The 12,846-nt window shown below is 64.5% G+C and carries 9 protein-coding genes, 1 tRNA gene, 1 pseudogene and 2 riboswitches; of the genes and pseudogenes, 3 read left to right on the top strand and 8 right to left on the bottom strand.

Annotated features, from left to right (window positions below; all coding sequences use genetic code 11):
- Positions 1 to 40: 40 nt before the first annotated feature.
- The 5 genes from gcvP to LJ655_RS09690 all read right to left on the bottom strand — a co-directional run bounded on the left by gcvP (position 41) and on the right by LJ655_RS09690 (position 6,791).
- Positions 41 to 2,977, bottom strand: a complete 2,937-nt coding sequence (gcvP, locus tag LJ655_RS09670) for an aminomethyl-transferring glycine dehydrogenase (RefSeq protein WP_230561013.1) — start codon at positions 2,975 to 2,977, stop codon at positions 41 to 43.
- An 82-nt stretch (positions 2,978 to 3,059) separates the two neighbouring features.
- On the bottom strand, positions 3,060 to 3,440 hold the full coding sequence (gene gcvH, locus LJ655_RS09675; RefSeq protein ID WP_230561014.1) for a glycine cleavage system protein GcvH: 381 nt from the start codon (positions 3,438 to 3,440) through the stop codon (positions 3,060 to 3,062).
- Between the two features lie 61 nt (positions 3,441 to 3,501).
- The gene (gene gcvT / locus LJ655_RS09680; RefSeq protein ID WP_230561015.1) at positions 3,502 to 4,620 is read right to left on the bottom strand and encodes a glycine cleavage system aminomethyltransferase GcvT; all 1,119 of its coding nucleotides are present in this window, start codon (positions 4,618 to 4,620) and stop codon (positions 3,502 to 3,504) included.
- A 79-nt stretch (positions 4,621 to 4,699) separates the two neighbouring features.
- A riboswitch (glycine riboswitch) is annotated at positions 4,700 to 4,847 on the bottom strand.
- Positions 4,848 to 4,868: 21 nt separating this feature from the next.
- Positions 4,869 to 4,971: riboswitch (glycine riboswitch) on the bottom strand.
- Positions 4,972 to 5,188: 217 nt separating this feature from the next.
- Entirely contained in the window at positions 5,189 to 5,539 is a 351-nt protein-coding gene (locus tag LJ655_RS09685) for a hypothetical protein (RefSeq protein WP_230561016.1), read from the bottom strand.
- Positions 5,540 to 5,741: 202 nt separating this feature from the next.
- Entirely contained in the window at positions 5,742 to 6,791 is a 1,050-nt protein-coding gene (locus LJ655_RS09690; RefSeq protein WP_230561017.1) for an oxidoreductase, read from the bottom strand.
- A 305-nt stretch (positions 6,792 to 7,096) separates the two neighbouring features.
- Here LJ655_RS09690 and LJ655_RS09695 point away from each other — a divergent pair, with 305 nt between their 5' ends.
- Positions 7,097 to 9,187 (top strand): UvrD-helicase domain-containing protein, encoded by a 2,091-nt coding sequence (locus LJ655_RS09695; RefSeq protein ID WP_230561018.1) that lies wholly within the window; start codon positions 7,097 to 7,099, stop codon positions 9,185 to 9,187.
- 119 nt (positions 9,188 to 9,306) lie between these two features.
- Here the strand turns inward: LJ655_RS09695 and LJ655_RS09700 are convergent, their stop codons facing one another.
- Positions 9,307 to 10,218, bottom strand: coding sequence for a c-type cytochrome (locus LJ655_RS09700; RefSeq protein ID WP_230561019.1), 912 nt, complete (start codon positions 10,216 to 10,218; stop codon positions 9,307 to 9,309).
- Between the two features lie 307 nt (positions 10,219 to 10,525).
- Here LJ655_RS09700 and LJ655_RS09705 point away from each other — a divergent pair.
- A tRNA-Arg gene (locus LJ655_RS09705) sits at positions 10,526 to 10,601 on the top strand.
- A gap of 271 nt (positions 10,602 to 10,872) precedes the next feature.
- Positions 10,873 to 11,088, top strand: a pseudogene (locus LJ655_RS09710) (toxin-antitoxin system HicB family antitoxin); the annotation flags it as partial.
- A 225-nt stretch (positions 11,089 to 11,313) separates the two neighbouring features.
- On the opposite strand, the gene LJ655_RS09715 reads toward LJ655_RS09710, so the two are convergent.
- Both LJ655_RS09715 and LJ655_RS09720 read right to left on the bottom strand, forming a co-directional pair.
- Positions 11,314 to 12,051 carry a class I SAM-dependent methyltransferase gene (locus LJ655_RS09715; protein ID WP_230561020.1) on the bottom strand — a complete coding sequence of 246 codons (738 nt, stop codon included), beginning with the start codon at positions 12,049 to 12,051 and terminating at the stop codon, positions 11,314 to 11,316.
- A gap of 4 nt (positions 12,052 to 12,055) precedes the next feature.
- Complete coding sequence (locus LJ655_RS09720; protein ID WP_230561021.1) at positions 12,056 to 12,787, bottom strand: phytanoyl-CoA dioxygenase family protein; 732 nt, start codon at positions 12,785 to 12,787, stop codon at positions 12,056 to 12,058.
- Positions 12,788 to 12,846 lie beyond the last annotated feature (59 nt).

Below are 12,846 nucleotides of genomic sequence, written 5' to 3' on the forward strand. Positions count from 1 at the left end.
ACCTTCACGGCGCCGCATGTGACGTCCCGTTGACTCGCTCTCACTCGTAATCGGCGATCGGCACGCACGAGCAGAACAGATTGCGATCGCCGTACACGTTATCCGCGCGGCCGACCGGCGGCCAGTACTTGTTCGCGATCAGCGTCTTCAGCGGGTAGGCGGCAGCTTCACGTGCGTATGCATGCTTCCAGTCATCGGCGATCACGACGGCCGCCGTATGCGGCGCGTGCTTCAGCGGATTGTCCTCGCGATCGGCGCGGCCTTCCTCGACCGCGCGGATTTCCTCGCGAATAGCGATCATCGCCTCGATGAAACGGTCCAGTTCCTCCTTCGACTCCGATTCGGTCGGCTCGACCATCAGCGTACCCGGCACCGGGAAACTCATCGTCGGTGCGTGGAAGCCGTAGTCGGCGAGGCGCTTGGCGACGTCGTCGACGGTGATGCCGCTCGTGTCCTTGATCGGACGCAGATCGAGAATGCACTCGTGCGCGACAAGGCCGCCGGGGCCCGAGTACAGCACCGGATAGTGCGGCGCGAGCTTGTTCGCGAGATAGTTCGCGTTGAGAATCGCGGTTTCGGTCGCGGCGGTCAGGTTCTTCGCGCCCATCATCGCGATGTACATCCACGAGATCGGCAGGATCGACGCCGAGCCGTACGGCGCGGCCGACACCGCGCCAATGCCCTGCTCCGCGCGCTCGTAGCCCGACGAAATCTGATTCGGCAGGAACTGCGCGAGGTGCGCGCCGACCGCGACCGGGCCCACGCCCGGTCCGCCGCCGCCGTGCGGAATGCAGAAGGTCTTGTGCAGATTCAGGTGCGAGACGTCGCCGCCGAATTGACCCGGCGCGCACAGGCCGACCATCGCGTTCATGTTCGCGCCGTCCACGTACACCTGGCCGCCGTGCGCATGCACGATCTCGCAGATTTCCCGGACGTTCTGTTCGAACACGCCGTGCGTCGACGGATACGTGATCATGATGGCAGCGAGCTTGTCGGCATGCTGCGCGGCCTTCTTCTTCAGGTCTTCGATATCGACGTTGCCCTGCGCGTCGCATGCGACGACCACGACCTGCATGCCGGCCATCTGGGCCGAGGCCGGGTTCGTGCCGTGCGCCGAAGCGGGAATCAGGCAGACGTTGCGATGCGCTTCGCCGCGCGATGCGTGATATGCGTGGATGATCAGCAGACCCGCGTACTCGCCCTGCGAGCCCGCGTTCGGCTGCAGCGACACGGCCGCGTAACCGGTCGCGGCGACGAGCATCTGTTCGAGCTGATCGATCATCTCGCGATAGCCGACAGTCTGCTCGGCCGGCGCGAACGGATGGATCTGGCCGAACTCGGGCCATGTGACCGGCAGCATTTCCGAGGTCGCGTTCAGCTTCATCGTGCACGAACCGAGCGGGATCATCGAGCGGTCGAGCGCGAGGTCCTTGTCCGACAGGCTGCGCAAATAGCGCAGCATTTCCGTCTCCGAATGATGACGGTTGAACACGTGATGCGTGAGGTACGCGCTCGTGCGTTCGAGCGATGCAGGCACAGACGACACATCCGCCGCGCTCAACGCAGCGTCGAGTGCATCGACTTGCGGCACATCGCCGGCAAAGGCGGCCTGCGCGAACGTGGCGAGCAGATCGGCCAGATCGCCGCGGGTCGTCGTTTCGTCGATGGAGATGCCGACGCGCGTGTCGCTCACGTGACGCAGGTTGATGCGCTTGGCGGCGGCGGCGTCGTGCAATGCCTGGGTGCGCGCGCCCGTTTCGAACGTGAGCGTATCGAAAAATGTGTCGTTGACGAGCTTGTAGCCGAGTTGCTTCGCGCCTTCGGCGAGCAGCGCGGCGATGCGGTTCACGCGCAGCGCGATCGTCTTCAGACCGTGCGGACCGTGATAGACCGCATACATGCTCGCCATGATCGCGAGCAACGCCTGCGCGGTGCACACGTTCGAGGTCGCCTTTTCGCGGCGGATATGCTGCTCGCGTGTTTGCAGCGCGAGACGCAGCGCGGGGTTGCCTTGCGCGTCGACGGTCACGCCGACCAGACGCCCCGGCATCTGCCGCTTGAATTCGTCGCGCACCGCGAGGTACGCGGCGTGCGGGCCGCCGAAGCCGACCGGCACACCGAAACGCTGCGTATTGCCGACCGCGACGTCCGCGCCCCATTCGCCCGGCGGCGTGAGGACCGTCAGCGCGAGCAGGTCGGCGGCGACGACCACATGGCCGCCCGCCGCGTGGATCGCTTCGGTCAGCGCGCGGTAGTCGCGCACGTCGCCGTTCACGCCCGGGTATTGCAGCAGCACGCCGAACGCGTTCGAACCGGCGGCTTCAGCGGCCGGGCCGACTCTCACTTCGATGCCGACAGGCGTCGCGCGCGTCTTCACGACTTCGATGGTTTGCGGCAGCACGTCGTCGGCGACGAAGAACACGTTCGACTTCGGCTTGCCGACGCGTTGCAGCAGCGTCATCGCTTCGGCGGCGGCGGTCGCCTCGTCGAGCAACGACGCGTTCGAGATGGCGAGGCCGGTCAGGTCGGTGACCATCTGCTGGAAGTTCAGCAGCGCTTCCAGACGGCCTTGGGAAATTTCAGGCTGATACGGCGTGTACGCGGTGTACCACGCCGGATTTTCCAGCACGTTGCGCAGGATCACCGTCGGCGTATGGGTGTTGTAATAGCCCTGGCCGATGTAGGAACGGAACACCTGGTTCTTGTCCGCCAGCTCGCGCAGTGCGGCGAGCGCTTCGGCTTCGCTCTTCGGTTGCGCGAAGGGGCCGAGCGGCAGCGTTTCGGTGCGGCGGATCGTCTTCGGGATGACGGCGTCGATCAATGCCGCCCGCGACGCGAAACCGAGGGCTTCGAGCATCGCTTGCTGGTCGGCCGCATCCGGGCCGATATGCCGTTCGGCGAAGGCGTCGTGCACTTCGAGCGCGGCGAGCGAGAGAGGAGTGCGGTTCATCAGACGATCCGGGTGTTCGAGCTTCATGGGTGTTCCAGGCGGCGCGGTGCGCGCTGATGGGCGAGCGCCGCGCCTGACGGTTAAAACAAAAGGTGACTCAGGCGGTGACTCAGGCGCCGATCGACTTCGCGTACGCGTCGGCGTCGATCAGGCGGTCGAGCGCCGCGTCGGCGGCCGGCTTGATCTTGAACAGCCAGCTGTCGTACGGCGCGCTGTTGACGGTGTCCGGCGAGTCGCCGACAGCCGTGTTCGCTTCGATGACTTCGCCCGAAACCGGCGCGTAGATGTCGGAAGCGGCCTTCACCGATTCGATCACGGCGACGGTATCGCCCGCGGTGACGGACTTGCCCAGTTCCTGGACTTCGAAGAAGACGATGTCGCCGAGCGCTTCCTGCGCGTGGTCGGTAATGCCGACCGTCAGCGTGCCGTCCGCTTCGGTGCGGACCCATTCGTGCGATTCGGTGTATTTCAGATCGGCCGGGATGCTCATCGGATGCTCCTAAACGGTATGTTCGGTAGTGTTTTGAATGTAGGGGGCGTGCGCCGGACGCTTAGACCGCCAGCACCTTGCCGTGGCGCACGAAGGGCAGTTTTACCACGCTTGCGGGGCAGGCTTTGTCGCGAATCTGGACGTGCACGGTGTCGCCCGGCTGCACGCCTTTCGGCACGCGCGCGAAGGCGATCGATTCCTGCATGGTTGGCGAGAACGTGCCGCTGGTGACCTCGCCGTCGCCGTGCGGCGTGACGACTTTCTGATGCGCGCGCAGCACGCCGGCGGCCTTGCCGTTTTCCTTCAACAGGATCAGGCCGACGAACGCGGCGCGCGAGCCGTCGGCTTCAAGCCGGCTCTTGCCGACGAAGTCGCGCGGAGCGCTCAGGTCGACGGTCCAGGCGAGGCCGGCGTCGAGCGGCGAGACGTTGTCGTCCATATCCTGGCCGTACAGGTTCATGCCGGCTTCGAGACGCAGCGTGTCGCGCGCGCCGAGACCGGCCGGACGCACGCCCTGGGTGGCGAGCGCGTTCCACAGCGCTTCGACGTGCGTAGCCGGCACGATGATCTCGAAGCCGTCTTCGCCGGTGTAGCCGGTGCGCGCGACGGTCAGCTCGCCGAACGGAGCGGCTTCGACCCGCGCGGCGTTGAACGGCTTCAGCGCTTCGGTCGCGGCGCGCGCGGCCGGCACGGTTTGCCAGACTTTTTCGCGCGCGTTCGGACCTTGTACGGCGACGATCGCGAGGTCGCGGCGCGGCGTGATGGTGAGGCCGAAGCCGCCCTCGGCGCTGAGCTGGCCGAACCAGGCGATGTCTTTATCGGCGGTGCCGGCGTTGACGACCACGCGGAAGTGGTTCTCGCCGAAGTAATAGACGATCAGATCGTCGATCACACCGCCGTTCGGGTTCAGCATGCAGGAGTAGAGCGCGCGGCCCGGCGTTTGCAGCTTCGCGACGTTGTTCGCGAGCGCGTATTCGAAGAACGCGCGTACGCGCTCGCCGGTGAAGTCGATCACGCACATGTGGGACACGTCGAACATGCCGGCGTCGGTGCGCACCGCGCGATGTTCCTCGATCTGCGAGCCGTAGTTGACGGGCATGTCCCAGCCGCCGAAGTCGACCATGCGGGCGTTGAGCGCGCGGTGAGCGGCGTGAAGCGGGGTGTGATTGAGTTCGGTCATGGGGCCTCGGGCATCTCGCGAAACAAAAAGGCCATGCGGTGCAACGCGTCGCGGCGGTATGCCTGCGAGCGTGGTTCTGCATGACCCCTCTGTCCTCGATACCTGAGAGATTGCGCTGCCGTGACGCTGATCCGTCACGATGAACGCGCGCCCCTTCGGTGGGCAGCCTGCCAGTTGTGCGCGACGTGCGACGCGGATGGCTACTGCCGCTCTCCAGAGTGCGAAAAAACCGCGGGAAGGCGGGTTCTTTCGACGCGGTCGGTCCTTTTGCCTGAGAGTTTGCGGGTGTGCCCCTTCGGCGGCGCGGCCTGCGTTCTTTCGCTTGCCAGCGCGCTCTCCCGACGCGTGCGGCGAATGTACGCGACGGGCCGGGGCTTGTCAAATAAAGGCCCGCGAGCGGTGTGGAGGCGGGCACAGCGCTGTGACGGCGTCAAAAAAAGCGCGGGACCTGCGGCCCGCGCTTTGGTGGCGCTTCTTTCCGTGCGGCCCATCACCGCACGATGAATGGTAGTGGGGTGCTCTCCAGGCGGCTCGTTTGCCGATCCGGTTTGCCAATCTATCCCCCGGCTCACTCGCCGATCGCACGAGCAGCGTTATCCAACTCCTGATTCAGCACGCGCTGTTCTTCCGCGGACAGACCGCCGCCATGCTGCGAGGCCATATCGTGCGCTTCCTGGCGAATCGTCTCGAGGCGGTGGTGCAGCGCCGCGCCTTGTGGCGGCGGGTAATAGCCCTGATTCACGCGGTTGTCGATCCGGCGTGCGAGATTGCCGATGCGGCCGTCCACCTGATGCAGGCGCTGATCCGCGATCTGCTGCGGAGTGGGGCCCGGATGCGGCGGCGGCGGAGGCGTCACCACGCAGGCGGCGACGGAGCTGAGCAGCGCACATGCGGCAAGGGCACGGATGATTCGAGACATGGATTCTCCCGGAGTCGTTGTCGAATTGAGTTGCTACCCGTTAGCAACGGATGACGACGAACGCCCGCTTACCGCGCAGCGGGCGAATGTGTAACGTTATATTCCTTTCCGAAACGTCAGGTAGGCCCGTGCTGCCGGCCTTCAGGGCGCCGAGTCCGCGCCGTTTTCGGTACACAGCGCGGGGCGGCCCGCGGCGCGCGGCTCAGCGAATGCGCTCGAACGGCAGCCGCACGCCCTGTTCCGAGCTGCGCGCGGCCAGTTCGATGATCGTCATCACGTCGACCGCATCCTGCGTGCGGATCGGGAACGCGACACCGTTCTGGATCGCGTCGGCCAACGCTATATAGAAGCTGGCGTACTCGCCGTTGGGGGTCGGCCATTCGCGCTCGACTTCCTGGTCGCCTTCGAGCACGCGCAACACGCCAGGAGTATTACCGGCGCCGAAGCCTTCGTCGCCGGGGCGCAGGCCAGCCTTCAACTGGTCTTCCTGCGTATCGAGCCCGTACTTGACGTAGCTGCCGCGCGTGCCGTGAATCGCAAAGCGCGGTCCCGGCAGCGCGGTCAGCGCGCTGGCGTGCAGCACGACCTCGAAGTCGTCGTAGCCGAGCTGGATGTGCACGTAGTCAGGTGCGCTCGCCTCGTCGCGATGTGAGCGCACCGTTGCGGATACCGTCTGCGGCGCGCCGAAGAGGACGAGCGCCTGGTCGATCAGATGCGGACCGAGATCGAACAGCAGACCGCCGCCGCGGCTCACCTCCTCGCGCCAGCGCTGGCGCACGCCTGGCCGGAAGCGGTCGAAATGCGATTCGTAGTGCGTGACGCGACCCAGTTCCACGCGCGCGAGCAGATCCCTCACGGCCAGAAAATCGCCGTCCCAGCGGCGGTTGTGAAAGGGTGCGAACAGCTTGCCACGCGCGAGCGCGATGTTGGCGAGGGTATGAGCATCCGCGGAACTCAGCGTGACCGGCTTGTCGACGACCACGTGCTTGCCGGCTTCGAGCGTGCGGCGCGCGAGGTCGAAATGCGTGTCGTTGGGCGTCGCGATCACGATGCAGTCGATGTCGTCGAGCGCGAGTAGCGCATCGAGATCGGCGACGATTTTCGCGTGCGGATAGTCCGCGCGTGCCCGCTCCGCTTGTCCCGTCGCAATCGCGGCGACACTCGCGCGTCCGCAATGTTCGATCACCGGTGCGTGAAACGTCGCGCCGGCGAAGCCGTAGCCCATCAATCCAATTTTCAGCGATTCGGCCATGCGAGTTTTCCTGGAAGAGCGGCGCGCCGCCTTGCCACCGCGGCGGCGGCGCGCAATCACATGATTGTGGCATTAGCGGGCCGGACTGTGGGCTTGGCATCGGACGGTCTCGCGCGCACTCTGACGGGCGCCGGGGTCGCCGAGGGCGTCTATCGCGGGGGCCATCGGGCGTCCATCGGGGCGTCCATGTTAACATCGCACCGCTCGCGCGCATTGCGCCGCCCAGCGTGTCCCGGGCCTGCGGCCGGCGCCTCTCGCCAGTCCGATCTCAACGGCCCTCAACCGTGTTACCCATCCACAAAACGATGTCCGCAGGCTTGAACCCCGCTCAAAGTGAAGCGGTCCGCTATCTCGACGGTCCCTGTCTCGTGCTAGCCGGCGCGGGCAGCGGCAAAACGCGCGTGATCACGCAGAAGATCGCGCACCTGATCGAAGCGAAAGGCTTCGAGCCGCGCCACATCGCCGCCGTCACGTTCACGAACAAAGCCGCGGCGGAAATGCGCGAGCGCGTTGGCAAGCTGCTCGAAGGCAAGACGCTGACCGCGCCCGGCAAGGAAGGCCGCAAGGTGCCCGTGAACCAGTTGACGGTGTGTACCTTCCACTCGCTTGGCGTGCAGATCTTGCGGCAGGAGGCGGAGCACGTCGGTCTGAAGCCGCAGTTCTCGATCATGGATTCCGACGACTGCTTCGGCATGATCCAGGAGCAGGTCGGCTCGACAGACAAGGGCTTCATCCGCAAGATCCAGTCGATCATCTCGCTGTGGAAGAACGGCCTGATCATGCCCGAGCAGGCGATTGCGACCGCGTCGACCGAGGACGAGCATCAGGCGGCGATCGTCTATCGCAACTACGTGGCGACGCTGCATGCGTATCAGGCGGTCGATTTCGACGATCTGATCCGCCTGCCCGCCGAACTGTTCGCGAGCAACGAGCAGGTGCGCGACCGCTGGCAAAACAAGCTGCGTTATCTGCTGATCGACGAGTATCAGGACACCAACGCGTGCCAGTACGAACTGGTGAAGCTGCTGGCTGGCAAGCGCGCCGCGTTCACGGCGGTCGGCGACGACGACCAGGCGATCTACGGCTGGCGCGGCGCCACCCTCGAAAACCTCGGCCAGCTCGGCAAGGATTTTCCGAACCTGCACCTGATCAAGCTCGAGCAGAATTACCGCTCGACGGTGCGCATCCTGACCGCCGCGAACAACGTGATCGCGAACAACCCGAAGCTGTTCGAGAAGAAGCTGTGGTCCGAGCATGGCATGGGCGATGCGATCACCGTAACGGCCTGCAACGACGAGGAACACGAGGCGGAGTCCGTCGTGTTCAGGCTGTCCGCGCACAAGTTCGAGCGGCGCACGAATTTCCGCGATTACGCGATCCTGTATCGCGGCAACTTTCAGGCGCGCATCTTCGAGCAGGTGCTGCGCCGAGAACGGATTCCATACGTGCTATCGGGCGGTCAGTCGTTCTTCGACAAGGCCGAGATCAAGGACATTTGCGCGTACCTGCGCCTGATCGCCAACGCAAACGACGACCCCGCGTTCATCCGCGCGATCACGACTCCGCGCCGCGGCGTCGGCAATACGACGCTGGAGGCGCTCGGCGCGTTCGCGGGTCAGGCGAAGGTGTCGCTGTTCGAGGCGGTCTACATGGGCGGCATCGAGGCGCGCCTGTCGCCGCGTCAGATCGAGCCGATGCGCGCGTTTTGCGACTTCATGCAGCGCCTGACCGACCGCGCCGAAAAGGACCCGGCGGGCACGCTGCTCGATGAGCTGATGGAGGCGATCCACTACGAAGCATATCTGTACGACGCGTTCGACGAACGCCAGGCGCAGGCGAAGTGGCAGAACGTGCTCGAGTTCATCGAGTGGTTGAAGCGCAAGGGGACGAAGGAAGAGCCGGAGCACGGCCGCGGCGGCGAGGCGACCGGCTATGACACCGCCGACGGCTTCGGCGACACCGGCAAGAATCTGCTCGGCCTGATCCAGACCGTCGCGCTGATGTCGATGCTCGAAGGCCGCGAGGAAGATCCGGATGCGGTGCGGCTGTCGACCGTGCATGCGTCGAAGGGGCTCGAGTATCCGCACGTGTTCCTCGTCGGCGTCGAGGAAGGCATCATGCCGCATCGCGGCGGCGCGGACGACGAGCCGATCGACGACGCGCGCATCGAGGAGGAGCGTCGGCTGATGTACGTGGCCATCACGCGTGCGCAGCGCAGCCTGCACCTGAACTGGTGCAAAAAGCGCAAGCGCGCGCGAGAGACGATCGTCTGCGAGGCGTCGCGCTTTATCAACGAAATGCTGCTCGACGATGCGCCGCCGCCGACACCCGAAGAGGCGCCGATGTCGCCGAAGGACCGGCTCGCGAGTCTGAAAGCGTTGTTGCAGAAGGCATGAGCGGGCAGCGCTCGAGCGCATTCCCGGTGTGGTTGCTAGCCCGCGCATAAAAACAATCCCTGCATCGCGTTAGCGCATGCAGGGATTACTCATTTCAGCGACGGCCGATGCCGCCCGCCTCACTTCACCGCGCCGACCATATAGTCGACCGCGGCCTTGACGTCCGCATCCGACGCGTTTGAGCCGCCTTTCGGAGGCATCGCGCCCTTGCCGTGCAGCGCGTAGTTATAGATCGTGTCCATCGGATCTTTCAGACGCGACGCCCACGCTTCCTTGTCGCCGAACTTGGGCGCGTTCAGCACGCCGGCCGCGTGACAGGCCTGGCACACTGACTGATACAGCGCCTTGCCGGCCTGCGAAGCGTCCGCGCTTTGCGCGCCGCCAGCCGCAGGGGCGGCAGTTTGCGGCACGCTCGCCAATGCCGCCACGGCCGCGGCGGCCTGTTGAGCCGCGCTCGCGGCCGATGCGCCTGCCGCGGCGGCTGCTCCGGACGCCGCCGCCGCACCGGACGCCGCGGGCGCGCCCGCCGCCGGTTGCGCCGGCTCGGGGAAGTTCGCGCCGGAATTGTTTGCCATATAGACGACCGCGCGCGCGATCTCGAAGTCGCTGTAGTCGTCGGGACTCGTGCCGCCGCGCGGCGGCATTGCGCCCTTGCCCGACAGCGCGGTGTGCCACAGCGTGTCGAAGCCTTGCGCGATGCGCGGAGCCCAGTCGGCGGTGTTGGTGAATTTTGGTGCGCCTGCCGCGCCCGATGCGTGACACGCCGAGCAGACCGCCTTGTAGACTTCCTCACCGCTCTTGTAGACGCGAGGCGCATTGGCGTCGCGGATCTCGACCTGGGCGAGCGGATGGATGCGGGAGACGACTTCGGCTTCGGAGAGGGAGTCGGTGCCGGCGCCGGTGCGGGTCGAATTGTCGACGTAGACGGCGAGCAGAACGATGATGACAATCGGCACAGCAAATCCGGCGATGACGGCGGCAATGAGCTGTGCTGGGGTTTTGATCGGGGCTCCGTGTGGTGCTTCGCTCATGCTTGTCTCGTCTCCGTGGTATGTGAGCGGTACAGCGCGACGGCAACTTCTTGTTCTTTATCAGCCACGGACGATTATAGACGCAAGGTTTCGGCGGCGGCGAGGGGGCCCGGATCGTGTTCAGCAGGCGTTTACCCGGATCGTCATGGGCTTCCTCGGAGCGCGGGGAAGACGCAGGAGCGGGTGTCGCAGGCCGTCCGGTGGACGGTTCGGCCGAAACCGGGTATCCTTGCGGTCTCTCGCGTTGGCGTCGGGGCCGTTCCGGTTGTCCCGCTTTCGCGTAAATTCCCCGCAGTTTTGTGGTGAAGCGCCCGTAGCTCAATGGATAGAGTACTGCCCTCCGAAGGCAGGGGTTGCTGGTTCGATCCCAGCCGGGCGCGCCAAGTCTGATAAGGGTTTCCGCCCGATCCTCTCCCTTTAGAAATCCCAGCATTGGCCCGCTAGGGCACCAGTAGGCCAAATTCCGCACAACGAAGCCTGCTCATAGTCGGCGGCATCCCGGCTTCATTCGGCTTTGGCGGTGTCCGTTAAGGATTCAATGCGGGTGGCGGTTTTAGGCTGGGTGATGTTGTCTACCCACCAAAATGAGATGTGCCTGGGAGATTGCTGCGTTTCGCCGTTTACGGCACGCTTGGCTCGGAAGGAGCATTGGATATGAAAAACGACCACTTTACGTACCGGGTTACGTGGTCCCCTGAAGATGGGGAGCATGTCGGCCTGTGCGTGGAATTTCCCGGGCTGTCATGGCTGGAAAAAACACCGGAAAAGGCGCTAGCAGGCATCCGGAAAATCGTTGCCGAAACCGTCGAAGAACTGACGGTCAGTGGTGAGCCGGTCCCGAGGCCGCTCGCCGGCCGCCCGTGCAGCGGATAGTTCGAGGTGCGCCTGCCGCCACTTGTTCATCGCGCGCTTGGCATGCTACATGACGTGAGGGACTCCCTTTTGCGGGACACTCGTGTGCACATCTGTAAAAGTCGGGACTTGGTCGGCTCGGCGCTGTCCGATAGTCCGGCTCAATTGGGCCACTATTCGCGCCGCGCGCCCGCGCACCCGCGCGACGGACGAGTGCGGCGCGGCGCCAGGCGCGCTGCCCGATCATTCACCCGTGCCGCGCTCACAAATTGCGTACACGCTGGAGCACAAGTCGGGATAGATCCGTCCCAATTCGAAACAGCCGTCCAGATACTCTCTGGATATGATGCCGGCTTGCAATGCTGCATCGATCTGGAAGTTGGCAAGGCCCTTGAAAAAGACGCCGCCTTCGGTGACCGGGCGCAGTTTGGCCGCACGCAGATCGGCTCGCAGCGTATCGATCGAATAGGTCACGCGGTGGCCGTGTGCGGCTTCCGCTGTCGTCACGGCCGCGTGATGGTCGATCAGTCCCATGCTGACCGCAATCTGCCGCGATCCGGCGCGCGCATTCGGCGCGGCGACGAACAGACGGCCAGCGTCGGATAGCCAGCCACGGATCCGGCTCAGTACCTCGACAGGTTCATCGAGGTGTTCGAGCGTATGGATCAGGAAGATATTGTCGTAGCGTCGCGTGGGTTCGAAGGCTTCGAACGTCGAGTGATGGAATTGGACGGCACCCCTGGTTTTATCCGACGCAACGGCAATGCAGTCTGCCGATGCCTCGACGACTTCCAGTGAATCAAAGCGCTGCATCAGCAGGCGCGTGAAGTTGCCTTCAAAACATCCCAGCTCGATCGCGTTGCCATTGACGAGAAACGGCGCGAACGTCCGAAGCATGTATTCATGCATCAGATAGTCGAAGTCGTAAGCGTAGCGATGTTCGGGATGATCTTTCGCTTCCGCGTTGTAGTCTCTGCTCATGTCGTCAATCCTGTCCGCGTTGATAGAACCGCTGCTCCACCGGCACGTAAAACTCATCGAGCGACTCCGGTACGCGTGCATTGAAACCAAGCACCTGGCGCATCCATGCGTTGCAGCGGTCGAGATTGCGGTAGCCGAACAGCCGCGCGTAGTCGAGCTGCGGCTTGAAGAAGGGGCTGGTGAATGTCAGTGTCAGCGCGCGGCGTGGCGCGTCGGTGGTATTGCGCCCGGTGGCGTGCCACATACGTGAATCGAATAGCAGAACCGAGCCGCGCTCACCGATCGCGCGCGATGCATGCCTATAGAAGTGCTCGTCGGTGGGCTGCTCCCGGACGTTTTGCGACTGCGCGAGAATATGCGTCGCGCCGTTCTCCAACGTGAAGTCGTCGAGCATCACCAACGCGTTCATCATGAAGCGTCGCGTGTCGGAGCCGAAGCGGATATCGCGATGCACGCTCTGCACATACGAGCGCGATTCGCGTTCGTTAATGACGCCGCCGTACGAGTTCAGAACGAAGTTGCCTTCAAAGAATCCTCTGAGAACGGGCTCCAGCACCGAGAGTTCTGACAGCAATTCGACGTAGCACGCGTCATCCATCAGCAAGTGATGCAACGTGCCGGCGCTATTTTCCAGCACGCCGTTGCGTCGCCGGATGGCGTCGCGCAGCGCGAGGGAAGGACCGAGCGCCTTGACGAGCGAATCGATCAACTCGCTGCGGATCAGGCGCGGAAGCACTGTCCACCCTGCCGTGGCAAGCGCAGTTTGATGTTGGGCGTCAATCATATTGATAAGCG

The organism is Paraburkholderia translucens (genome assembly GCF_020881035.1).
Taxonomy (GTDB): domain Bacteria; phylum Pseudomonadota; class Gammaproteobacteria; order Burkholderiales; family Burkholderiaceae; genus Paraburkholderia; species Paraburkholderia translucens.